This window comes from Tabrizicola sp. BL-A-41-H6, assembly GCF_050632395.1.
Taxonomy (GTDB): domain Bacteria; phylum Pseudomonadota; class Alphaproteobacteria; order Rhodobacterales; family Rhodobacteraceae; genus JAUYQR01.
Window position 1 is genome coordinate 1,940,999 of record NZ_CP192600.1, and the last position, 23,318, is coordinate 1,964,316.

22 protein-coding genes are annotated in these 23,318 nt (G+C 64.0%); 13 read left to right on the forward strand and 9 right to left on the reverse strand.

Annotated features, from left to right (window positions below):
* The first annotated feature begins 166 nt into the window (after positions 1–166).
* Positions 167–1,186: a tRNA dihydrouridine(20/20a) synthase DusA gene (gene dusA, locus ACROUL_RS09535; protein ID WP_431299260.1), complete on the forward strand. Its 1,020-nt coding sequence runs from the start codon at positions 167–169 to the stop codon at positions 1,184–1,186.
* On the opposite strand, the gene ACROUL_RS09540 is transcribed toward dusA, so the two are convergent.
* The gene (locus ACROUL_RS09540) at positions 1,165–2,358 is read right to left on the reverse strand and encodes a multidrug effflux MFS transporter (protein WP_431299261.1); all 1,194 of its coding nucleotides are present in this window, start codon (positions 2,356–2,358) and stop codon (positions 1,165–1,167) included. The genes dusA and ACROUL_RS09540 overlap by 22 nt on opposite strands.
* A gap of 156 nt (positions 2,359–2,514) precedes the next feature.
* Here ACROUL_RS09540 and ACROUL_RS09545 point away from each other — a divergent pair, with 156 nt between their 5' ends.
* Positions 2,515–3,333: a sulfite exporter TauE/SafE family protein gene (locus ACROUL_RS09545; RefSeq protein WP_431299262.1), complete on the forward strand. Its 819-nt coding sequence runs from the start codon at positions 2,515–2,517 to the stop codon at positions 3,331–3,333.
* Complete coding sequence (locus ACROUL_RS09550) at positions 3,327–4,091, forward strand: hypothetical protein (protein ID WP_431299263.1); 765 nt, start codon at positions 3,327–3,329, stop codon at positions 4,089–4,091. The genes ACROUL_RS09545 and ACROUL_RS09550 overlap by 7 nt, the downstream gene beginning before the upstream one ends.
* A gap of 12 nt (positions 4,092–4,103) precedes the next feature.
* On the opposite strand, the gene ACROUL_RS09555 is transcribed toward ACROUL_RS09550, so the two are convergent.
* The 3 genes from ACROUL_RS09555 to ccmI all read right to left on the reverse strand — a co-directional run bounded on the left by ACROUL_RS09555 (position 4,104) and on the right by ccmI (position 6,149).
* A complete protein-coding gene (locus ACROUL_RS09555) occupies positions 4,104–4,334 on the reverse strand; it encodes a DUF1289 domain-containing protein (RefSeq protein ID WP_305571479.1) in 231 nt (76 codons plus the stop codon).
* A 124-nt stretch (positions 4,335–4,458) separates the two neighbouring features.
* Entirely contained in the window at positions 4,459–4,938 is a 480-nt protein-coding gene (gene ruvX, locus ACROUL_RS09560) for a Holliday junction resolvase RuvX (protein WP_431299264.1), read from the reverse strand.
* A complete protein-coding gene (gene ccmI / locus ACROUL_RS09565) occupies positions 4,935–6,149 on the reverse strand; it encodes a c-type cytochrome biogenesis protein CcmI (protein ID WP_431299265.1) in 1,215 nt (404 codons plus the stop codon). Before ccmI ends, ruvX begins: the two co-directional genes overlap by 4 nt.
* A gap of 235 nt (positions 6,150–6,384) precedes the next feature.
* Between ccmI and ACROUL_RS09570 the strand changes: the two genes are divergently transcribed.
* Entirely contained in the window at positions 6,385–7,632 is a 1,248-nt protein-coding gene (locus tag ACROUL_RS09570; RefSeq protein WP_431299266.1) for a sarcosine oxidase subunit beta family protein, read from the forward strand.
* Between the two features lie 323 nt (positions 7,633–7,955).
* Here the strand turns inward: ACROUL_RS09570 and ACROUL_RS09575 are convergent, their stop codons facing one another.
* Complete coding sequence (locus tag ACROUL_RS09575) at positions 7,956–8,240, reverse strand: pentapeptide repeat-containing protein (protein WP_431299267.1); 285 nt, start codon at positions 8,238–8,240, stop codon at positions 7,956–7,958.
* A 125-nt stretch (positions 8,241–8,365) separates the two neighbouring features.
* Between ACROUL_RS09575 and ACROUL_RS09580 the strand changes: the two genes are divergently transcribed.
* The 4 genes from ACROUL_RS09580 (at position 8,366) to ACROUL_RS09595 (ending at position 13,090) form a co-directional block, all read left to right on the forward strand.
* Entirely contained in the window at positions 8,366–8,689 is a 324-nt protein-coding gene (locus ACROUL_RS09580) for a sarcosine oxidase subunit delta (RefSeq protein WP_431299268.1), read from the forward strand.
* The gene (locus ACROUL_RS09585) at positions 8,686–11,676 is read left to right on the forward strand and encodes a sarcosine oxidase subunit alpha family protein (RefSeq protein ID WP_431299269.1); all 2,991 of its coding nucleotides are present in this window, start codon (positions 8,686–8,688) and stop codon (positions 11,674–11,676) included. Before ACROUL_RS09580 ends, ACROUL_RS09585 begins: the two co-directional genes overlap by 4 nt.
* Complete coding sequence (locus ACROUL_RS09590) at positions 11,669–12,214, forward strand: sarcosine oxidase subunit gamma (protein ID WP_431299270.1); 546 nt, start codon at positions 11,669–11,671, stop codon at positions 12,212–12,214. Before ACROUL_RS09585 ends, ACROUL_RS09590 begins: the two co-directional genes overlap by 8 nt.
* A 273-nt stretch (positions 12,215–12,487) precedes the next feature.
* Positions 12,488–13,090 (forward strand): superoxide dismutase, encoded by a 603-nt coding sequence (locus ACROUL_RS09595; protein WP_431299271.1) that lies wholly within the window; start codon positions 12,488–12,490, stop codon positions 13,088–13,090.
* 69 nt (positions 13,091–13,159) lie between these two features.
* Here ACROUL_RS09595 and ACROUL_RS09600 read toward each other — a convergent pair whose 3' ends face one another.
* The gene (locus ACROUL_RS09600) at positions 13,160–13,711 is read right to left on the reverse strand and encodes a TIGR00730 family Rossman fold protein (protein ID WP_431299272.1); all 552 of its coding nucleotides are present in this window, start codon (positions 13,709–13,711) and stop codon (positions 13,160–13,162) included.
* Between the two features lie 85 nt (positions 13,712–13,796).
* On the opposite strand from ACROUL_RS09600, the gene ACROUL_RS09605 reads away from it, so the two are divergent.
* Positions 13,797–15,155 carry a LysM peptidoglycan-binding domain-containing protein gene (locus ACROUL_RS09605; protein ID WP_431299273.1) on the forward strand — a complete coding sequence of 453 codons (1,359 nt, stop codon included), beginning with the start codon at positions 13,797–13,799 and terminating at the stop codon, positions 15,153–15,155.
* Here the strand turns inward: ACROUL_RS09605 and ACROUL_RS09610 are convergent.
* Positions 15,119–15,490, reverse strand: a complete 372-nt coding sequence (locus ACROUL_RS09610; protein ID WP_431299274.1) for an ArsR/SmtB family transcription factor — start codon at positions 15,488–15,490, stop codon at positions 15,119–15,121. The two genes, ACROUL_RS09605 and ACROUL_RS09610, sit on opposite strands and share 37 nt — an antisense overlap.
* Positions 15,491–15,579: 89 nt before the next feature.
* Between ACROUL_RS09610 and ACROUL_RS09615 the strand changes: the two genes are divergently transcribed.
* From ACROUL_RS09615 to der, 4 genes are all read left to right on the forward strand, one after another.
* A complete protein-coding gene (locus ACROUL_RS09615; protein ID WP_431299275.1) occupies positions 15,580–17,412 on the forward strand; it encodes an ABCB family ABC transporter ATP-binding protein/permease in 1,833 nt (610 codons plus the stop codon).
* A gap of 136 nt (positions 17,413–17,548) precedes the next feature.
* Positions 17,549–18,238 (forward strand): hypothetical protein, encoded by a 690-nt coding sequence (locus ACROUL_RS09620; RefSeq protein ID WP_431299276.1) that lies wholly within the window; start codon positions 17,549–17,551, stop codon positions 18,236–18,238.
* Positions 18,239–18,270: 32 nt separating this feature from the next.
* Positions 18,271–19,620, forward strand: coding sequence for a PQQ-binding-like beta-propeller repeat protein (locus ACROUL_RS09625; protein ID WP_431299277.1), 1,350 nt, complete (start codon positions 18,271–18,273; stop codon positions 19,618–19,620).
* Positions 19,621–19,668: 48 nt separating this feature from the next.
* Positions 19,669–21,150, forward strand: coding sequence for a ribosome biogenesis GTPase Der (gene der, locus ACROUL_RS09630; protein WP_431299278.1), 1,482 nt, complete (start codon positions 19,669–19,671; stop codon positions 21,148–21,150).
* On the opposite strand, the gene ACROUL_RS09635 is transcribed toward der, so the two are convergent.
* Both ACROUL_RS09635 and serS read right to left on the reverse strand, forming a co-directional pair.
* Positions 21,147–21,854, reverse strand: a complete 708-nt coding sequence (locus ACROUL_RS09635) for a hypothetical protein (protein WP_431299279.1) — start codon at positions 21,852–21,854, stop codon at positions 21,147–21,149. The two genes, der and ACROUL_RS09635, sit on opposite strands and share 4 nt — an antisense overlap.
* An 82-nt stretch (positions 21,855–21,936) precedes the next feature.
* Entirely contained in the window at positions 21,937–23,226 is a 1,290-nt protein-coding gene (gene serS, locus ACROUL_RS09640) for a serine--tRNA ligase (protein WP_431299280.1), read from the reverse strand.
* Between the last annotated feature and the right edge of the window lie 92 nt (positions 23,227–23,318).

Here is a 23,318-nt window from a genome sequence, read left to right on the forward strand (position 1 = left end):
CGCTCGTCACGCACGGTTGCCGCTTTTCGCACATTCCCGGACATGATAAACGCCGCGGCTCTGGTGCTTTTCTAGTGCTGGCGGAGCACGTTTGGCGCTGCACCACCAACCGAACCGGCACGAAACGGCAGGAACCGACGGAAACCAGCGGGAAACGGCAGCGCAGATGACTGAGAACAAATCCTTGGTTTCCACGGACTCCCTTGTTTCGCAGGCGCACCGCCTCTCGGTCGCTCCCATGATGGACTGGACGGATCGTCATTGCCGCTATTTTCATCGCCAGATGTCGCGGCGGGCGTTGCTCTACACGGAAATGGTGACGGCGCTGGCCATCATTCACGGTCCGAAGTCGCGCCTCCTGGACTATTCGGCTGCGGAACATCCGGTCGCGCTGCAATTGGGCGGGTCGGTTCCGGCAGAGCTTGCGCAAGCGGTGCGGATCGCGCGGCCGTGGGGCTATGACGAGATCAACCTCAACGTCGGCTGCCCGTCGGACCGGGTGCAATCTGGATGCTTCGGGGCCGTGCTGATGGAGCGTCCGGCGCTGGTCGCCGACTGTGTGCGCGCAATGATCAGTGAGGCCGACGTGCCGGTCACGGTGAAATGCCGCATCGGCGTCGACGATCAGGACCCCGAAACGGTGCTGCCGGATTTCCTCGATCACATGGTGAAAGCAGGTGTCCGGCATGTCATCATTCATGCCCGCAAGGCGTGGCTGCAAGGCCTGTCGCCAAAGGAAAACCGCGAGGTCCCGCCGCTGGACTATGATCTGGTTCTGCGGATGAAGAAGGCGTTTCCCGACCTTGCGATATCGGTCAACGGCGGGATCACCTCACTGGCTCAGGCGGAGGGGTTCCTTGCAGCCGGGCTTGACGGGGCGATGATCGGGCGCGCGGCTTACCACGATCCCGGGTCGGTGCTGATCGGTGCGGACCGGCTGTGGGGCGACCCGTTCGCGCCGGATGCCTTTGCGGTTGTAGACGCAATGCGCCCGTATATTGCCGACCATCTGGCCGGGGCCGGGCGTTTGCACCAGATCACGCGGCACATGCTGGGCCTTTTCACCGGGCGACCGGGCGCGCGGGGATGGCGGCGCACCTTGTCAGAGGGGGCGTCGCGCACCGGTGCCGGGCTTGATCTGATCGACCGCGCGCTGGACGAGGTTCAGGCCGCAGCGGCGGCCTGACGGTTCGACACCAACCGCGACAGCGCAAAAGCGATCACTCCACAAAGCGCAATCGCACCCAGCATCGGGGTCACCGTGCCATCGAAGAACGGGCCCGCGGCAGCGATCATCATCCCACCTGCCAGCATTTGCAGCGTGCCGCCCAAAGACGAGGCAAGGCCGGCGATATCGCCGTGGTCATCCAGCGCCATGACCATCGTCGTCGGGATAATCAGCCCAAGGCAGGCGTTGGCCAGAAACAGCCCCGCAACGCACACCGTCAGGGTGGCAAACCCAAGAAGCGCCGCACCGAACAGTGCCACCGTGAACGCCGCGAAACCTGCGGCGGCCACGGCCATCACCCGCTCGGATCCGTAGGTCTGGCCCAGATAGGCGGCCATCTGCGACGCGGCGAAGAACCCGATGGCGTTGATCGCGAAGGCAAGCGAAAATCCGGTGGGCGAAAGGCCAAAATCCTCAGTGTAGACAAAGCTGGCCGAGGCAATGAACACGAAGAAACTTGCCATGCCGAAACCGCCAAGGAAAGTCAGCCCCATGAACAGCGGGTCGGTCAGCAGCCGCTTCGCACCCGACAGCGCGTCGCCCATGTTGAACGGCTGGCGTTGCGAAGGTGGCAGCGTCTCCGGCTGGAAAAGCTTGAGGATCACAAGGCTGGCAAGCGAGGCGACCAGCAGCGCGCCAAAGATCGCGCGCCAATTGAAAACTGCCATCAGGCCCGCGCCCGCAAGCGGTGCAAGCATCGGGGAAATAGAGATCACCAGCATCACCGCCGCCATCAGCCGTGTGGCTGCGGGGCCGGTGTAAAGGTCACGGATGATCGCGCGGGGAACCACCATCAGCGCCGCGCCGCCAAGCCCCTGGATGAAGCGGCCGGCCACCAGCCACTCGACAGTCGGGGCAAAGGTGCACACCACCGACCCCGCGATGAAAACCACGATCCCGGCGTAAAGCGGCGTCTTGCGCCCCGACCTGTCGGCCCACGGGCCATAGATCAGTTGCGCCAGACCGAAGGCGATGAAGTAGGCGGTGATCGTGGTCTGCATCCCCTGGATCGAGGTGCCAAGATCGTTGCCGATCAACGGCATCGCCGGAAGGTACATGTCGATCGCAAAAGGGCCGATACAGGACAAAAGCCCAAGCACAAGCGCAGGGCGCAGCAAGCGGTCTGACATGGTGACCTCGGAAAGGGGTTGGACATGGCGCTGGCGCCGTTCGCCTCAGGTTACAGAAACCGGCCGTCGGATACCAGAGCCGCTGGCGCTGTCTCTGGCATGACCCGATTGCGCGCGGTATGCAGGGGGCCAATGCGACACCGAAAGGAAGATATAGTGCCCGAAGTGTCCGAACTGCTGCCGATGGTTGCGCTGGCCTTGGCTGTCGGCGGCTTCGCCGGGGTGATCGGCGGCCTGCTGGGCGTCGGCGGCGGAATCGTTCTGGTGCCGGCCTTTCTCTACATGTTCACCACGCTTGGCTACGGCGGTGACCAGTTGATGCAGATCTGCGTGGCAACTTCGCTTGCAACGATCGTCGTAACCTCGATCCGGTCGGTCCTGGCGCATCACAAGAAGGGCGCAGTGGACTGGGCCGTTTTGCGCCAGTGGGCAGCGTTTCTGGTGATCGGCGCTGGGCTTGGGGTCGTTGCGGCGTCGCGGCTGCCCTCCACGGCGCTACAGGCGGTGTTTGGCGTGGTCGCAGGATCGGTCGCCGTGTGGATGGCGTTCGGACGCGATGACTTGCGACTGGGCGCGGCGATGCCCGGCCAACCGGCGCGCGGGCTGATGGGCACGGTCGTCGGCTTCCTGTCTGCGATGATGGGCATCGGTGGTGGATCGTTCGGGGTGCCGATCATGACGCTTTACGGTGTGCCGATCCACCGGGCAGTGGCGACGGCAGCGGGGTTCGGCGTGCTTATCGCTGTGCCATCGGTGATCGGGTTCCTGTTCGTGCCGGTGGCTGACGCACCGCCCTGGACCGTGGGGGCGATCAGTATCCCGGCGTTTCTGGTCGTGATCGGAACCACGCTGGCAACCACGCCTCTGGGCGTGCGCCTGGCCCACGCGATGAACCCAAAGCCGCTCAAGCGCGTCTTTGCAATGTTTCTGGCGCTGGTCGCACTGAACATGCTGCGCAAGGTGGCGGGATGGTAGCGCCGATCCGGATGGCAGGGCAGGGGTGGGCGGTCTACGGGCCAGACCCCCGCATCGCCGCCTGGGCCGAGGCGGCGCGCGAGGTGTCGCTTGGCCTGCTGGCCGCGAGTGTCGCGGACTGGCGCTGCGGCAATACGTGGTTCGTCGGCGTCGACGCCCTGCCGAACGGCCCGGACGGCGCGGTTGGCGACGTGGCGTTTCCGTGGGTTGCGCTGCCGCTTGACCCCGAACCGCTCCATCCTGGCCAACTGTCGGTCATGCGTCCGGGCTACCCGCAACCGTCGCCAAGCGAAAGCGAAGCCGCCCTCCGTTTTCGCGTCGCACGCGACGCGGCGCATCTTGACGGGCTTTTGCTGATCCCACCCGGTGAGCGGCGCTATGTGAAAGAACCGCACGGCTGGATCCTTGGCCTGCCCTTGAACCAGTGTGGACCGGACGCCTCGCCCCTGGTAGTCTGGGATGGCAGCCACGAGGTGATGCGCGCGGCGCTGCTGGATGTTCTGGACCAATACCCCGCCCATGACTGGGACGAGGTCGAGGTCACCGAAACCTACAAGGCGGCGCGGCGGCGGGTGTTCGACACCTGTCAGCGGGTGGAACTGCCAGCACGTCCGGGCGAGGCGACGCTCATTCATCGGCTGATGCTGCACGGTGTGGCGCCTTGGACCAAGGGTGCTGTGGCACCGCCCGAAGGCCGGATGATCGCCTATTTCCGACCGCAGATGGCGTCGGTCGAGGAATGGCTTCGAAAGGTCTGACGGTACCTGGCGCTAGCGGTCCAGACGGCCCATGCGGCCACCGCGACGCTTGGCCAGACGCGGCGCGCGGGCCGGCAGGTCTGCCATGATCTCGGCCCGTTCTTCATGGCTCAGACGCGACCACGTCGAGATTTCCTCGATCGTGCGAAAGCAGCCGACACACAGCCGCTCTTCGGGGTGCACCACACAAAGCTTCACGCAAGGCGACTGGACTTCGTCGCGCATCCAGATGTCGTCTTTCACTCGTTGCGGCCCTTTGTCATCGGTCTTCCTGGCAGGATATAGGGCGAAAGGCGCGGCATGATCAGCCCTTTGCGACGTTTTGGCGCCGGATGCGCCGGGGTCGTGTGATTTTGGCCGCAGCCGGTTAGTGCGGCCCGGCGTCCAGATGCGCCAGACGGTCCAATGCGCCTTGCAGGATATAGGTCGCGGCCACCGCGTCGATCACCTCGCGGCGGCGCTGCCGCGACGCGTCGGCTTCAAGCAGCGCACGTTCAGCCGCGACGGTCGAGAGGCGTTCATCCCAGAAGAAGATCGGCAAGGGCGTCAGCTTTTCCAGATTGCGGGCAAAAGCGCGCGTCGACTGGACCCGCGGGCCTTCGGAGCCGTCCATGTTCAGCGGCAGGCCAAGCAGGATCGCGGTCGCCTTGCGCTCGGCCAGCAACGCCAGAAGCCGCGCGGCATCTAGGGTGAACTTCTCGCGCCGGATCACGTCCACCGGGGTCGCTACAGACCGGCGAAGGTCGGAAATCGCCACACCAATCGTCTTGTCGCCCAGATCAAGCCCGGCAATCGCGCGGTTGGGCTGCAAAACGCCCGCAAAACCTTCGATGCTGTCGCAGATCATGGCACAAGGCCGGATTCGACCGCTGCCAGACGCAGGAAGGAAAGTTCGGCATCACGGCTGACAAACCTGACCTTCGCCTCGTCGTAGATCTTCTGTGCTTCGTCGCGGCGCTCCAACACCACCAGCGAGCGGATCAGCCGGTTCCAATCCTCGACCGACCCGCCATCGGTGGCAAGCCGGTCCGACAATTGCGCAACCATCCCCTCGATCATCGCCTGTCGCTCTTCCGGTGCCATCTCGGCAGCGGCGGCAACGTCTCCTGCACTTGGGCCAGAGGCTTCGGGCAAAGTATAATTGACACCCGCAAGGTAGGCGACATCTTCGATCTCGGCGCGGATGCGGGCAATCCACGGTGCATCTGCCGGGCCTTCCTGCAGCAAGGGTTGCCACAACGCAAAGGCTCGATCATAGCGGCCCGACTGCGCGAACATCAGGCCGGAATAGTAGCGCGCGACCGGGTCCTGCGGGTCGCGGCTCAGGGCTGCGACAAGTTCCGCCTCGGCTTCCGGCGAAACATAGCCACCGGCGGCGGCGATCATGATCTCGGCCAAGGTGGCGTAATCATCGGCGGTGGCCGCGTCCCCCCTGACCTCGATCAACCGGCGCTGGGCGGATTCGGCGGCTGCATAGTTGCCCAAGGCGCCCTCGTTGCGGGCCAGAAGCTCAAGCCCGCGCTGATCGTTGGGGCGGTCGGTGACTGCGGTGCGCAGCTTTTCCATCAGGTCGAGGAAATCTGGCGCAAGATCGGTCGGCGCCGTTGGCTTGGGTGCCCCCGCCACGGCGTCAGCCTGCGACGGGCGGCTTTGCATCCGCGCGTCCGCCGCCGCGATGCGCGCCTTCAACGGCAGGTCAGGGTAACCCGGTGCGCCGATATAGGCATAGGTGCCGATGCCTCCGACCAGTGCCGCCAGAACGATGGCGGCGGGCAGAAGCGCAGGCGTGGCGGACGATGTGGCCTGCGCCGTCGCCGCGGCGCGGTCGGCATCCAGAATGCGGCGCCCGACCTCGCTGCGCAGGCGCTGCGCTTCGTCGGGTGCCAAAGTGCCGCGGGCGATGTCGCGTTCAACCTCGGCCAACTGGTCCTTGTAGACCTTGATGTCCACGTCAGGCGCATCGGCGAGCCCGCGGTCGCGACGCAGCGCGATCAGAAGGATCGCGGCTATGGCAAGGAAGAGTCCCGCCGACGCCGCCCAAAAACCCCAGTCCTGCATGGCTTCGCCCGATCCAATTCCGTTACCTGCACGCGATGTAATGGTTCGCAGGGTCAGGCAAAAGGGGCATTTCGTCCCGCCCGGTGCCCCTTGGCCCGGGCGCGCGGCAACAGACTCGTGCCATGTCGCATTTTTCCCGATTGCGCCGCTGTCGGATGCGGATGTATCCCGCACTCGTTCCATGAGGGTGAGGCTGGACCGCCCCGGTTCCGCCCGCCAAAGCAATGAGGCCCCGATGCAGCGTTATTCGGTTTTTGCCATCGCCCGCGAAGCAGTGCGCTACCACATGGGATGGGAGCGGGCGTGGGCCTCGCCCGAACCGAAAGCGTCCTATGACGCGATCATCGTGGGGGCAGGGGGCCACGGGCTGGCCACCGCCTATTACCTCGGCAAGAACTTTGGCATCACCAATGTCGCGGTGATCGAAAAGGGCTGGCTGGGTGGCGGCAACACCGGGCGCAACACCACGATCATCCGCTCGAACTACCTGCAAGACCCCTCGGCCGCGATCTACGAAAAGGCCCGCAGCCTGTACGAGACGCTGAGCCAGGAACTGAACTACAACGTCATGTTCTCGCCCCGTGGCCTTCTGATGCTGGGCCAGACCCACCACGAGGTGCGCGGCTACATGCGCACGGTCCACGCCAACACCTTGCAAGGCGTGCAGACCGAATGGATCTCGCCGCAGCGGGTCAAGGAACTGGTCCCGATCATCAACATCGACGGCCCGCGCTATCCGGTGCTGGGCGCGCTCTACCAGGCGCGCGGCGGCACCGCACGGCATGACGCCGTCGCTTGGGGCTACGCCCGCGCCTGTTCGGCGATGGGGATGCACATTATCCAGAACTGCGAAGTCAAAGGGGTCCGGTCCGAAAACGGCAACGTCACAGGGATCGACACCACCAAGGGCTTCATCGGCTGCAAGAAACTCGGCATGGTCGTCGCCGGCCATTCGGGCCAACTGGCCGAGATGGCGGGTTTCCGCCTGCCAATCGAGGCGGTCGCCCTGCAGGCGCTGGTATCCGAACCGATCAAGCCCTGCATGGACGTGGTCGTGATGGCCAACACCGTGCACGGCTACATGTCGCAATCCGACAAGGGCGAGATGGTGATCGGCGGCGGCACCGACGGGTTCAACAACTACACCCAGCGTGGGTCGTTCCACCACATCGAGGAAACCCTTCGCGCGCTGGTCGAAACCTTCCCGATGATCAGCCGTCTCAAGATGTTGCGCCAATGGGGCGGCATCGTCGACATGACTGGCGACCGCTCGCCGCTGATCTCAAAGACCCCCCTCGGCAATTGCTTCATCAACTGTGGCTGGGGCACCGGCGGCTTCAAGGCGATCCCGGGCTCGGGCTGGGCGATGGCCGAACTGATGGCCAAGGGCGAGCCGGGGCCCTTGGCCGAAGAATTCAGCATGTGGCGCTTCAAGGAAGGCCGCTTCATCGACGAATCTGTGGCCGCCGGGGTGGCACATTGAACCGGATCGGGAACTTTTTAGTGCTGTTGGCTGTTGGGGGGGGGTGCATCCCTACCAAGGAGACAGTCCAATGGCCGATCCCTATCTGCCGCCTCAGCCCGGTTCCTACGATCCGGGACGCAACCCGCGCGATCCGGCCCAGACCAGCAATCCTGGCCAGACGCGTGTCACGAACAACATCCACTCCGAACCCAACCGTCAGATTCCAAGCGCGGATGACCGGCGTGGCGGGTTCAGCACCGGCATCATGGTCGCTCTGGTCTTTGTCGTCGTCGCGATTCTCGCCGCTGTGCTTTACAGCGGGTCCGACGTCGACGACGCGATCACCCCAACGACCACGATCGAAAACAACAACACCGACACTGCGCCCTCGGCACCCGCTGACGCGCCGGCCACAGCACCTGACGCAACCGCGCCAGACGCAGCCACGCCCGATGCGACCGCACCTGACGCAACTGCGCCCGACGCAACTGCGCCCGACGCAACTGCGCCTGACGCAACTGCGCCTGACGCAACTGCGCCTGCAGAACCGGCTCCGGCCGACTGACCTCGGCCCAAACCAAGGTTTCAACAAGGACGGGCAGCACCTGCTGCCCGTCCTTTTGCATGCGCGCTTCCCAGTCGGCAGCCTACCCTTCAACGGGCCAGCGCGACTGAACGATCTCACCCATTTCGGAACCGGTGTCGGACAGCAGGCTTACCTGCCGCTGCCCCCCAAAGTCGTGGAGGTTCTATGCTGACCCTTGAATGCCCGTATTGCGGCGTCAAAGCCGACGAAACCGAGCTTGGCCCCGGCTATGAGGCGCACCTCAAGCGCTTCGGCCCCGATGCCTCGCCCGAGGAATTCGAGGCCTACATGTTCGCCCGCAAGAACCCCAAGGGCGTGCATTTCGAACGCTGGCGCCACGCCTACGGCTGCGGCAAGTGGTTCCTTGCCGCGCGCTGCACCGCGACGCTGGAAGTGTTCGGAACCTACCCCGCACAAGTGGGCGAACCGCCCGCAGACATCATCGAAAAGATCAAGGCTCGCCGGCCTGACTGGAAGGGTTACAAATGAGCACGCGTCTGGCAAAGGGCGGCCGTCTGATCGACCGGACCGCCGCGATGGATTTCCACTTCAACGGCAAGGTGATGCGCGGCTATGCCGGTGACACGCTGGCGGCGGCACTTCTGGCCAACGACCAGATGCTGATGGGCCGCAGCTTCAAATACCACCGCCCGCGCGGCGTCGTCGGTTCTGGCCCCGAAGAACCGAACGCGCTCGTCAACCTTGGGCGCGGCGCACGGCTTGAACCGAACCAGCGCGCCACCACGACCGAACTTTTCGACGGTCTGGAAGCCACCAGCCAGAACCACTGGCCCAGCCTCGAATTCGACGTGGGCGTGGTGAACAACTACGCCGCTCGCTTCATGCCGGCCGGCTTTTACTACAAGACCTTCATCCACCCGCGCCCGTTCTGGAAACACGTGTTCGAACCCGTCATCCGCCGCGCAGCGGGCCTCGGCAAGGCACCGACCGAAGGCGACGCCGATCGCTACGAACAGGCCTACGCCTTTTGTGACGTACTGGTTGTCGGTGGCGGCGTGGCCGGCCTTCTCGCCGCGAAAGCCGCCGCTGACGCGGGCCAGCGCGTAATCTTGCTGGAGCAAACCGCCACCCTCGGTGGGCGCACCCCGGTCGACGAGGCAGATATCGACGGCACGCCCGTAGACAGCTGGATCGCGGCCATCGAATCCGATCTTCGCGCTCGTGACAACGTCACGATCCGTACGCGCACCTGCGGGTTCGGCGTCTACGACCACGGCTATGTGCTGGCCGACGAACGCGTTGCCGACCACACGCCCGGCGACGGTCGCCCAAAACATCGGCTGTGGCGCATCCGCACGGCCAAGATCGTCACCGCCACCGGCGCCATCGAACGCCCGCTGTCCTTCGCAGGCAACGATATTCCGGGCGTCATGCTGGCCTCCGCCGTCCGCGACTACGTCGTGAACCACGCCGTCTCGCCCGGTGACCGCACCGTGATCGTCACCAACAACGACAGCGCCTACCAGACGGCGCTCGCGCTCAAGGCCGCGGGGCTCGAAGTTCCCGCCATCCTTGATGCGCGCGACAGCGCTACCGGCGCCTTGCCCGAGGCCGCACGCGCCGCCGGCATCCGCGTCCTAACCGGGCGCGGCATCGCCAAGGTCAAGGGTGGCAAGCGCGTCACCGGCGTCGCCGTCTGTACCCAGGCAGGCGAGGGCGCCGTGCTTGAGGAAATCGCCTGCGAGGCCGTCGCCATGTCTGGTGGCTGGTCGCCTGTGGTCCACCTGTTCAGCCATTGCGGTGGCAAGGTGAAGTGGGACGACAGCTTGTCCGCCTTCATCCCCGACGCCTCCCGCCCGCCCGTCAACCACGATGGCAGCCCGATGGTGTCGGTCGTCGGCGCGGCCGCCGGTTGCCTGTCGCTCTCCAATATCCTCGCCGGATTGCGCGACGTGACTGGCAAAACTGCCATACGTTTGCCAGACGTTTGCCAGACGCCGGATGGCAGCGTTTCGATCCCACCGGTCTGGGTCATGCCGCAGGGCGCACCGATCCAATTACGCTCCAAGATGTGGCTCGATTACCAGAACGACGTGAAGGTTTCCGACGTCCAACTGGCTTCGCGCGAAGGCTATCAGTCGGTTGAACACACCAAGCGCTACACCACGCTTGGCATGGCAACGGATCAGGGAAAACTCAGCAACATCAACGGACTCGCCGTGCTTGCTGATAGTTTGAATGAACCTATACCGCAGGTCGGCACCACCACCTTCCGCCCGCCCTACACACCCGTCACCATAGGCGCTCTGGCAGGCGAGTCGCGGGGCGAGATTTTCCAGCCGCTCCGCCGCACGCCGATGTACGAATGGCATGAAAAATCAGGCGCTTACTTCGAACCCGTAGGCCTCTGGCGCCGCCCCTACTGCTTCCCCCGCGCCGGTGAAACTCACGAACAGGCGGTGCGCCGCGAGGTGCTTAACACCCGCGAAAAGCTGGGCCTTCTCGACGCTTCCACCCTCGGCAAGATCATCGTCAAAGGCCCCGACGCCGGCCGCTTCCTCGACATGCTCTACACCGGCGTGATGTCCACCCTGCCGGTTGGCAAGTGCCGCTACGGCCTGATGTGCAACGAGCAGGGCTTCCTCTCCGACGACGGCGTCGTCGCCCGCCTCGACGAGGAAACCTTCCTCTGCCACACCACTTCCGGCGGCGCTGACCGTATCCATGCGTGGATGGAAGATTGGCTGCAATGCGAATGGTGGGACTGGAAGGTCTACACCGCCAACGTGACCGAACAATACGCCCAGATCGCGGTGGTCGGCCCGAACGCGAGGAAGCTCCTCGAAACCCTTGGCGGAATGGATGTTTCTAAGGAAACGCTGCCCTTCATGCAATGGGCTGACGGCACCCTTGGCGGCTTCCCCTGCCGGGTTTACCGTATCAGCTTTTCGGGCGAGCTCAGCTACGAGATCGCCGTCCCCGCCAGCCACGGCGCGGCCTTCTGGGAGGCATGCCACAAGGCCGGCGCATCCCTCGGTGTGATGCCCTACGGCACCGAAGCACTGCACGTGATGCGGGCCGAAAAGGGCTTCATCATGATCGGGGACGAGACGGACGGCACGGTCATCCCACAGGATCTTAACCTTGACTGGGCGATCTCGAAGAAAAAGGCGGATTATCTTGGCAAGCGCGGCCAGGCCCGCACCTTCCTCGCCAGCCCCGACCGCTGGAAACTGGTCGGTTTCGACACGCTGGACGGGTCTGTGATCCCGGACGGCGCTTATATCGTGGCTGATGGCAACAACGGCAACGGCCAGCGCAACGTGCAAGGCCGCGTCACCTCGACCTACCACTCGCCGACGCTGAAGCGGGGCATTGCGATGGGCCTGCTGAAACATGGGCCGCAGCGGATGGGCGAAGTGGTGGAATTCAATACGATTCAGGGTGGAACGGTGAAAGCGCGGGTGCGTGACACGATGTTCTTCGACAAGGACGGGGAGAAGCAGAATGTCTGATCCGGTATCGGCCCTTGGCGGGGCAAGCTACGCGGGGTTTGCCACCATCCGCGAGATCGGCCCCTTGGGGATGATCACCCTGCGCGCGAAGGATGTTAAGGGGCTTGAGAAGGCGATCAAGGCTGCGGTCGGGACCAAGGTTCCGGCTGTGCGGCGGATCGAAATCGCCGGCGACAATGCCTGCGGCTGGATGAGCCCGGACGAATATCTGTTGATCCTGCCCTACGGCGGTGTGTCGGCGGCGCTGGCAAAGATTAGCGCAGCGCTTGCAGGTGAGCATCATCTTGCTGTCGACGTCTCGGATGCGAGGGCGGTGTTCCGGGTGGAGGGCGTGGCGGCGGCAGACGTTTTGCGCAAACTGATGCCCGTCGACTTCGACCGGCTGCAGCCGGGTGAGTTGCGTCGCACGCGGGCCGCGCAGGTTCCTGCGGCCTTTTGGCAGGCAGACGGCGGCTTTACGCTGGTCAGCTTCCGCTCTGTCGCGGGCTACGTGATGGGCCTTCTGTCGCATTCCGCACAGCCGGGAAGTGAACTCTGAAACTTGCCGCAGGCCGCGTGACCTGATCCACTCGCGGTGCCTTGGGTGCGCGCGGCTGTGCAACACCGTCAGATTGGCCTGCGCCTCTGGCTTCCACCGGGGGTCGGTAGTAACCATCCGCGGCGTTAACGGACCAGTTTCGCGTGGTGGGGAGGCTGCAAGTCCGTTGAGCGTGCGGCGGTTTCCCGATGATCGCGCCGCGCGGCCTTGACCTTGGGCTGACTTAACCTCTTATTCGCTACATCACGTCGCCCATTTTCAGGAGATGCCATCATGGCCTTCACGCTGCCAGACCTTCCCTATGCGCACGACGCGCTTGCCGCGCTTGGCATGTCGCGCGAGACGATGGAGTTTCACCATGACATTCACCACAAGGCCTATGTCGACAACGGCAACAAGCTGATCGCCGGCACCGAGTGGGAAGCGAAATCGCTGGAAGACATCGTGCGCGGCACTTATCAGGCCGGCGCCGTGGCGCAGAGCGGCATCTTCAACAACGCCAGCCAGCACTGGAATCACAACCTGTTCTGGGAAGTGATGGGTCCGGGCGAGGGCAAGAAGATGCCGGGTGCACTGGAAGGCGCGCTGACCGAGGCCTTCGGATCTGTGCAGAAGTTCAAGGACGATTTCGCAGCCGCCGGTGCGGGCCAGTTTGGCTCGGGCTGGGCCTGGCTGGTGAAGGACAAGGATGGATCGCTGAAGGTCACCAAGACGGAAAACGGCGTGAACCCGCTTTGCTTTGGTCAGACGGCGCTTCTTGGCTGCGACGTGTGGGAGCATTCCTACTACATCGATTTCCGCAACAAGCGGCCAGCTTACCTGACGAACTTCCTTGAGAAACTTGTCAACTGGGAAGCTGTCGCCGCACGCATGTAAGGCGAAACCTACGAATGAAGGGCTGCTGCGCCACGGGGCGCAGCGGCCCTTTTCGTCGCCCGGTGCTCTTCAGCCCAACGTCTCTTTCAGGGCGTCGATCAAATCTGCCGATGTCGAAACCGTGCTGTAAAGGCTCAGCATGGACGCGTCGGCAAAGCCTTCGCGCACGATATGGGCCAAGAGGTCGGTCAGCGGCCGCCAGTAGCCTTCGATATCCACAAGAAAGATCGGCTTGCCGTGAAGGCCGATTTGCGCCCACGTCAGCACCTCGAAAAACTCGTCCAGCGACCCTGCGCCACCCGGCAACACGACGATCGCGTCCGAGTTCATGAACATCACTTTCTTGCGCTCGTGCATGTCCTCGGTGACGATAAGGGTGGTGAGGTCACGCTTGCCTTGTTCGCGATCCAGAAGATGCGCCGGAATGATCCCAAGCGTGCGCGCTCCGGCTGCAATCGCGGCGCGGGCAACCTCGCCCATGATCCCGACATCCCCCGCACCATAGACCAACCGCCACCTATTGGCCGCGATGGCGGTTCCGACTTCACGCGCTGCGGCGGCATATTCGGGGCGAGACCCGGACTTTGCGCCGCAAAAGACGCAGATCGAGCGCATGGTCATCGGGGCTCCTGAAAGAGGTTGCGTTAAGGGGAGATATAGAGATTCTTGAGTGCAAGGAAAGCGTCGCGGGCAGGGGAGTGGCTGGATGGCGGCTTGGGATGCACTGGGAACGGGCGGGCGGGTTGCGATTTCCGCGCTGGGTGCGGTCGGCATCGCAGCGGTCGGCTACGTTGGATGGCAGGCGACGCATCCGGCGGTGACAGTTCCGACTGAGACGAGCGCCGCGCCCGAACCAGTGACCCCTGAACCGCAGGCAACCGTCGAGCCCAAGCCGGAGCCAGAGACTGCAATCGTCGCGCAAGACAGCTCAGTCGATGAAGTGCCGATAGATCCGCCGAGTTTTGACACTTGGCGCGTGGCGCAGGATGGCGCGGCGGTTGTATCTGGCCGTGCCGCGCCCGGATCGACTGTGGCCGTGCTGGTGGATGGTGCCCCGGTGGCCGAAGCCGAAGCAGGCGCGTCGGGCGAGTTTGCCGCCCTTTTCACCCTGCCTCCGAACGACCAGCCAAGCCTTATGACCTTGGCAATGACCATGCCCGATGGAACCAGCCTCGCTTCGGCAGATACGGTTGCATTGGGGGCAGTGGCGGGACCAGTGGTCGCCGCAGTCGAACCCGAGCCTCAGGTGGCAAGCGGGGCGGAACCCTTGGAAAGCCAGCCCGCCGAAGTGAGCGACGCTGCGGAAGAAGCCGCTCCCTCCGCGATCCTTGTAACCGAAGAGGGTGCCGTTGTGTTGCAAGACGCAGCACCGGCCGACCCGGTTCTTGCGGCCAACATTTCGGTCGATACCATCGCGTATACTCCGACCGGCGCGGTGCAGATCGGAGGTCGCGCCCAGCCGGGTGCGTTCGTCCGCATCTACCTTGACAACACGCCGCTTCAGACGGTGCTCGTGCCGGACGACGGCGTCTGGTTGACCACGCTGAATGACACAAAGCCGGGCATCTACGTGCTGCGGGTCGATCAGCTCGACGACGCTGGAAAGGTCACGTCACGTTTCGAGACGCCCTTCAAGCGAGAGACGATCGAGGCGCTGGCCGAGGCCGCAGCCGGACAGCAAACCGTTGCAGTGCCGCAGCCATTGGCCGAACCGCCTGAAGAGCCTGCCGAACCGGCCCCCGCTGTCGACACGGGCGCGGTTACCACCGTGCCGGCATCCGAACCCTCAACCGAACCAGTGGTTGTTGCCGAGGCCAAACAGACCGAAGTGGTTTCCGAAACTGAGTCCGCCACCTCGGCGGCTACGCCTGCTGCAACCTCACCCGCCGGGCCAGTTACGGTGACGGTGCAGCCCGGATTCACCCTCTGGGGCATCGCGCAGGAGCGTTTTGGCAACGGCGTGCTTTATGTTCAGGTGTTCGAGGCCAACCGCGACAAGATCAAGGACCCCAACCTGATCTTTCCGGGTCAGGTCTTTGCCATCCCGACCGCTGACGGAAATTGACCCGCAGTCGCAGTCGCGGGCGCGCATGTGCAGGCTGCCCGGATTTCGGGGTGGTCAAGGCAGCAGTCGTTCAACAGATACGACATCATCCGGCCCAACCCGGCAGCGTCGACGGAATAGATCACGTTGCGCGCCAGCTTGCGCGACCGGATCAGCCCCGCCTGTTCCAGTGCGGACAGGTGAAACGAAAGACGCGACGGGCTGAGACCCAGATTGCGGGCAATCTCGCCAGCCGTCATGCCGGTATCGCCGTGCGGGACAAGCAGCCGGACCAGATCCAGCCGCGTGTCATGCGCAAGGGCGGAAAGGGCGGTGAGGGCTTTACTTCGCTCCATGGTCCAACTATTCAAGAGCCGTTGAAATATCCATAACCGATGCCCGGCCTGCGATCAATCGCCATGTAATGCCCGGCAGAAGGACGAATATGCGCCGTTCCACTGCAACCTCCTCTGACGCCGGCGACGGGTCGGCCTCCGGCTGGCAAACCATGCGCCGGGTGATGCCCTACCTGTGGCCCGATGGGCAGCCTTGGGTGAAGCGGCGGGTGATAATGGCGCTGGTGCTTTTGCTTGCGTCCAAATTGGTCTCGGTGACGACGCCTTGGATCTACAAGCTGGCGGTCGACAAGCTGGCAGGCGAAGCGCCCGATACCGGCATGCTGATGGGCCTTGGCGCTGTGGGGCTGACGGTGGCCTACGGTCTTGCGCGGCTTGGCACGGTGATGTTTGGCGAAATGCGCGACGCGGTGTTCGTGCGGGTCGGCCAGCGCGCGATCCGCCGGCTGGCGATCGAAACGTTCACCCACATTCACCAACTGTCCCTGCGCTATCACATCACGCGCAAGACCGGCGGCCTGAGCCGCGTGATCGAGCGGGGGGTTAAGGGCGTCGACTTCCTTCTGCGCTTCATGCTGTTCTCGATCGGGCCGTTGATCCTTGAACTTACGATGGTGTCGGTGATCTTCGCTCTGGTGTTCGGCTGGGCCTATGCGGCGGTGGTTATCGTGACGATCACGCTTTACGTCGCCTTCACCTTCAAGGTGACCGAGTGGCGGGTGAAGCTGCGCCGCGAGATGAACGATCAGGACACCGATGCGAACCAGAAGGCGATAGACAGCCTGCTGAACTTCGAAACCGTCAAGTATTTCAACGCCGAGGCGCGCGAGGCGGGGCGCTACGACGGCGCCATGCAGCAGTATGAAACGGCTGCGGTCAAGACCGGGCTGTCGCTGAGCTTTCTGAACGTCGGGCAGGCGGCGCTGATCACCACGGGGTTGGTAATCGTGATGGCGATGAGCGCGCGGGGCGTGCAGGCCGGCACGCTGACAGTGGGCGATTTCGTTATGGTCAATGCCTACATGATCCAGATCACCATGCCGCTCAACTTCCTCGGCACCGTTTACCGCGAAATCCGGCAGGCGCTGGTCGACATGGGGCAGATGTTCGGCCTCTTGGCGCAACCAGCAGAAGTGACCGACGCGCCGGACGCCAAAGCCTTGGCCGTGCGGGGCGGCGAGGTCGTCTTCGACAACGTGCGGTTCAGCTACGAGCCTGAGCGTGAGATCCTGAAGGGGATCAGCTTCCGCGTCGGTCCGGGGCAGCGGATCGCGCTGGTCGGATCGTCCGGTTCCGGCAAATCGACCATCGGGCGGCTCTTGTTCCGATTTTACGACATCAACGGCGGGTCGATCCGGATTGATGGGCAGGATATCCGCGAAGTGACGCAGACCAGCCTGCACCAGTCGATCGGCGTCGTGCCGCAGGATACGGTGCTGTTCAACGACACAGTCTATTACAACATCGCCTACGGACGGCCTGATGCGACCCGCCAAGAGGTCGAAGATGCCGCACGGGCTGCAAAGATCCACGACTTTGTGGCCAGCCTGCCCGAAGGCTACGAGACCAAGGTGGGCGAGCGGGGACTGAAACTTTCGGGCGGTGAAAAGCAGCGGGTGGGCATTGCGCGCACGCTTTTGAAGAACCCGCCGATCCTGATCCTGGACGAGGCGACAAGTGCCTTGGATACGCAGACCGAACGCTCGATCCAGGACAGCCTGCGCGAAATGGGCGAGGGCCGCAGTGTCATAACCATTGCGCACCGCTTGTCGACGATCGCGGATGCCGACCAGATCATCGTGCTGGAGGCGGGACGGATCGTCGAACAGGGTCGTCACGAGGAACTATTGGCGCGCAAGGGCCGTTATTCCGCGATGTGGGAACGCCAGTCGAGCGAGGAAGAGGCGGAAGTGGCAGCGTGACGTCCACAGGCGTTTTTTACATGTCGTTCGAGCGGCATTCGATCGCCCGCTTAACGCTCATGCCGTGGGCCGGGGGTTGGCAACATCGCGGCTTTGCCTGTAAGACGGGGGAAAGTCCGATCATGAGGCGTGCGCTTTGAGCAACCCCGAGAGTTTCATCGACGAAGTCACCGAAGAGGTCCGTCGCGACCGCCTTTTCCGGGTATTTCGCAAGTACGGCTGGATCGGCATCGTGCTGGTTGTCGGCATCGTTGGTGGCGCGGCCTACAACGAATGGTCCAAGGCGCGCCAGGAAGCACGCGCCGAAGCGTTTGGCGACGCGGTTGTCGATGCGCTTGACCTCGGCACCCCCGACGAGCGCCGCGCGGCGCTTGAAGCGGTGCCCGCAAAAGGCAATCAGGCGGCTTTGCTGCAATTGATCCTCGCGTCCGATCCGGACGAGGACAAGGCCAAGACGGTCGCCGCGCTGGACAAGGTGGTTGCGGATGCGACCCTTCCCGCCAGCTACCGCGATCTTGCGGCCCTGCGCAGGGTCCTTGTCGGAGGGGCAGATCTGCCCTTGGCGGACCGGCGCGCCGCGCTGGAAGCGATCGCTGCGGCGGGTAGCCCTTACCGGACGCTCGCCCAGGAACAGCTTGCCTATCTGTCCGTCGAGGAAGGAAAGCCCGAAGATGCAATTCAGCTTTTGTCCGACATCGTGCAGGATCAGGAAGCCTCGGGTGCGCTGAAGGCGCGTGCGGCTCAGGTGATCACGGCACTCGGTGGTGTTCCTCCGGAAACGACAGTCCCGGACGTTGCGGCTGAAACGGCGACGACGAACGGCTGAACGCCGCGTTCGGCATGGAAGGATCGGGTCAAATGGCAGGCATCATGATCAGGCTGGCAGCAGGCGCTACGATGCTGGCGTTGGTCGCCGCTTGCGCGGACCGCGAGGTGATCCTGCAAGGCGAGCGGTTCCCGGTGCGTGCCGATCTGGCCGACAGCGTCCCGGTCGAGGGCCAGCCCGCTCCCGTCGCTCAGGCGGCGGCTGAAAACCGCTCGGTGCCGATTTCGCTGCCGGGCCAGACCAACACCGACTGGACGCACCGCGCCGGAAACGCGCGCCACTTGATGCCGCATGCGACACTGTCTTCAGCGCCCGTCCGGGTCTGGAGTGCGAACATCGGCGCCGGCAGCAGCCGCAAGAACCGCATCTCTGCAGCTCCTGTCGTGGCGGGTGGGCGCGTGTTCACGATGGATTCGGGCGCAACGATCACCGCGACATCGACGGCAGGGGCGACACTGTGGTCGACCGACGTGACGGCGCTCTTTGATGCGGGCGGCGGCCTGTCGGGTGGCGGCTTGGCGGTGGGCGGAAACACCCTTTACATCACCACTGCCTACGGCGAAGTCGTGGCTCTTGACGCGTCCTCCGGGTCGGTGCGCTGGCGCCAACGCGTCGATGCGCCAGTAACCGGTGCACCGGCGACGGACGGAGACGCGGTCTATGTCAGCGGACGCGACGGCTCGGCCTGGGCGATCGCGGCGGCGGACGGCAAGGTGCTGTGGCAGGTTGTCGGCTCGCCCGGAAAGGCGGGTTACCTTGGATCTGCGGCTCCTACCGTAGGCGACCGGGCTGTGATCTTCCCGACCAATGCGGGCGACCTGATGGCCGTGTTGAAAACCGGTGGCGGTACCAAAATCTGGCAGGCCTCGCTGGCTGGCAAGCGGCTTGGCCGGGCTTATGCCTTTACCGCCGACATCACCGGTGATGCCGTGATCTCGGGCAAGACCCTTTATGCCGGCTCCGGTGCCGGTCGCACCGTGGCGCTTTCAGCCTCGTCGGGCGATCCAATCTGGTCGGCGGGCGAAGGTGCGCTTGGGCCGGTTGCGGTGGCGGGTGGCTCTCTTTTCCTCGTCAACGACGAGGCGCGACTAGTGCGGCTGGATGCCGATACCGGCGAAGTGATCTGGTCCGTGGAAATGCCCTATTTCGACACTGACAAGGTCAAGCGGCGCAAAGCCATCTACGCCCATTACGGCCCGGTGCTGGCGGGCGGACGGATCATCGTGGTGTCTTCGGACGGCTTGCTGCGTGCCTTCAACCCGCAGGATGGCAGCCTGACGCACACGGCCGAAATTCCGGGCGGCGCGTCAGCCCAGCCGGCTGTTGCGGGCGGCGTGCTTTATGTGGTCAGCGGCGATGGGCAACTTCACGCTTTCCGCTAACGCGCTTCCCGTGTATGGCAGCCCCTTCGCCATTGCCGGACGCATGACATGAGCTTTACCCTCGCCATCGTGGGCCGCCCCAATGTGGGCAAGTCGACGCTTTTCAACCGCCTTGTCGGTCGCAAGCTGGCGCTGGTCGATGACCAGCCCGGCGTCACGCGCGATTTGCGTGAGGGGGATGCCAAGCTTTACGACTTGCGCTTTACCGTGATCGACACGGCGGGCCTTGAGGAAGTGACGGACGACAGCCTTCAAGGCCGGATGCGTCGCCTGACCGAACGCGCCGTGGATATGGCCGATATCTGCCTGTTCCTTCTGGACGGGCGTGTCGGTGTAACATCGTCGGACGAGGTTTTTGCCGACATCCTGCGCAAGAAGGGCGCGCGCGTCATTCTTGGCGTCAACAAGGCCGAGGGCAAGGCGGGCGACGCGGGCGCACTGGAAGCGTGGAGCCTTGGCTTGGGTGAACCCTTGCGTTTGTCGGCCGAGCATGGCGAAGGCATCGACGACCTCTACCGCATTCTCAAACCGCTGGAAGGCGAGTTTCTGGAGCGGGAGCAGGAGAACGCTCCGCTCGTTGACATCGATCTCAGCGAAGAAGAGGCCGAACTTGACGCCGACGAGACCGCACACCAGCCGACGGTGAAGAAGCCGTTGCAGATTGCCGTTATCGGACGACCGAATGCCGGCAAATCGACGCTGATCAACAAGATCCTTGGCTATGACCGGCTACTGACCGGGCCGGAGGCGGGGATCACCCGCGACGCAATTTCGGTCAAGGCCGAATGGCAGGGTACGCCGATCCGCATCTTCGACACTGCGGGCATGCGCAAGAAGGCCCGGATCACCGAAAAGCTGGAAAAGCTGAGCGTGTCCGACGGTATTCGCGCGGTGCGGTTTGCCGAAGTCGTCGTGGTGCTTTTGGACGTCGAGATTCCCTTCGAGGTACAGGACCTTCGCATCGCCGATTTCGCCGAAACCGAGGGTCGTGCGGTCGTCGTGGCGGTGAACAAGTGGGATCTCGAGGACGAAAAGCAGGAAAAGCTAGCCGAACTGAAAGAGATGTTCGACCGACTTTTGCCGCAGTTGCGCGGCGCACCATTGGTCACGGTTTCGGCCAAGACGGGCAGGGGGCTGGACCGGCTGCACGACGCGATACGAAAGGCGCATGACGTCTGGAACCGCCGAATTCCTACGGCGCGGCTTAACACCTGGCTTGGCGCGATGACCGAGGCGCATCCGCCACCGGCGCCGGGCGGCCACCGCATCAAGCTGCGCTACATCAGCCAGGTCAAGACGCGGCCCCCGGGCTTTGTCATCATGTGTTCGCGTCCCGACGAATTGCCCGACAGCTACAAAAGGTATCTGGTCAACGGCCTGCGCGACCATTTCGATATGCCCGGCACGCCGATCCGGCTCTTCTTCCGCAGCCAATCTTCGAAGAACCCGTTCAAGGACCAGAAATTCCACACGCCCTCAAGGTTGCGCAAGCACATCGAAGGCAAGGGGCGTGAAAGCCTGAAACGCTAGGCGCGGCGGTTGGCAGCCAGGGTCAGGGCCATCACGGCAATCCCTGACGCAGCCAGCACCGTGACGATAAGGTTGGCGGTGCCGTTCGCGACCGCGACGCCGATCAGTGCCCAGATCACCGTCACCCCATAGACCGGCATCTTCGGTCGGTTGAACTGGATGCTGACCGCAATCACCAGCACCAAGGCAAGCATCGCGGCGGCCGAAACGCTGTCGGGCAGCCAGCCATAGCCCGCAACCAAAACTCCGGTCGATACGGCGGCTGCAGCAGTCAGCCAGCCGGCGAAGATTGCGGTCGGGGCCGAAAGCATCCAGCGGTCGAGGTCCGGATCGGCACGCAGGAACGCTGTGATCGCGGCAGCAGCCATGAACCAGATCGTGATAGTGCCCCAGACCGCGCTTGCTCCCGCAATCGCCAGCCAGACCGCGCCGATCAGCACGGCTGCGGAAAGCGGCACTCGCACTGCGTTCCACGCTGGATCCTCGGCACGTTTCCACAGGCCGTAGACCGCATGGGCGATGAGCCAAAGGTAAATCACACTCCAGATCGAAAAAGCATAGCCGGCAGGCTGGATTGAAGGCCGCTCGATCCGCACCGGGAACATGCTCGGGTCATAGCCGGTGAACGGCGGCGTCACAAAGGGCGCAACACCGAACGCCAGCGTGGCAAGAAGCAAGATCACGGCAAGGCTGGTTCGGGTCATGGCGTTCATTCCGTCGGGCTAGGGTTGGCGCCGGCGGGGTGCAGGACGATGTCCAACGCACCGCGCAAGCGAACGGTTCCTGTCAGGCTAGCGTGCCGCCGGCCGTGATGCGGGTCTTGCCACCAAGGTAGGGGTGCAGCACCTCAGGCAGGTCGACGGATCCGTCGGCCTGCTGCCCGTTTTCCAGAACGGCAATCAGGCACCGTCCAACCGCAAGGCCAGAGCCGTTCAGCGTGGCCACGAAATCTGGCTTGCCCCCCGGCGCGCGATAGCGGGCATTCATCCGGCGGGCTTGAAACTGGCCGCAGGTGGAGACCGAAGAAATCTCACGATAGGTGTTCTGCCCCGGAAGCCAGACCTCCATGTCGTAAGTCTTCTGACTGCCGAAACCCATGTCGCCGGTGCAGAGCACGATGGTGCGGTAGGGCAGGCCGAGTTTTTCCAGAATTGCCTCGGCGCAGCGCGTCATCCGCTCATGCTCTGCAAGCGCCGTCTCAGGCGTGCAAATGGTGACCATCTCCACCTTCTCGAACTGGTGCTGACGCAGCATTCCGGTGGTATCCTTGCCGGCGCTGCCTGCTTCGGACCGGAAGCACTGGGTATGGGCGGTCATCCGGATGGGAAGGGCGGCCTCGTCCAGGATGTCCCCCGCGACAGTGTTTGTCAGCGTGACCTCGGCCGTTGGGATCAACCACCAGCCATTCGTTGTCTGATAGCTGTCCTCTGCGAACTTCGGCAGGTTGTTTGTGCCGAACATCGCCTCCTCCTTGACGAGGACCGGGGTCCATGTCTCGGCCAACCCGTGTTCGTCAATATGCGTGTCCAGCATGAACTGAGCCAGCGCCCGGTGCACCCGGATCACCGCACCCTTCAAAACGACAAAGCGCGAGCCGGACAGCTTTGCCGCCGTCTCGAAATCCATGCCCGGTTTCACCGCCGGAATGTCGAAATGCTCCTTCGGCACGAAGTCGAGGGTCCGGGGCGTGCCCCAACGCCGGATTTCTACGTTATCGGCTTCGTCGCGGCCGGTTGGAACTTCGTCAAGGGGCAGGTTCGGGATGCGCGACAGCGCGTCACGTAACCGCGCGTCCTCGGCTCCTGCCTCGTCAGTCAGACGGGCGATTTCGGCTTTCTTGTCGGCCACCAGCGCCCGAAGGCGGTTGAATTCGGCCTCGTCACCACGGGCTTTCGCTGCGCCTACCTCTTTTGATGCGGCGTTCTGCGCAGCGGCGGCAGTTTCCGCTGCGAGAATCTTGGCGCGGCGGGCTTCGTCAATTGCAAGCAAATCGGGGGCTATGCTCGGCAATCCACGCCGGGCCAAAGCCGCATCGAAACCGGAAGGGTTGTCACGGATGGAGCGGATGTCGTGCATGTTCGGCCTCGTCAGACTGGATCGAGCCGGGTTATGCCCGATTTGACGGCGCGGGGGAAGGCGGCACCAGGCTTGTCCGCAATCGTGCCACC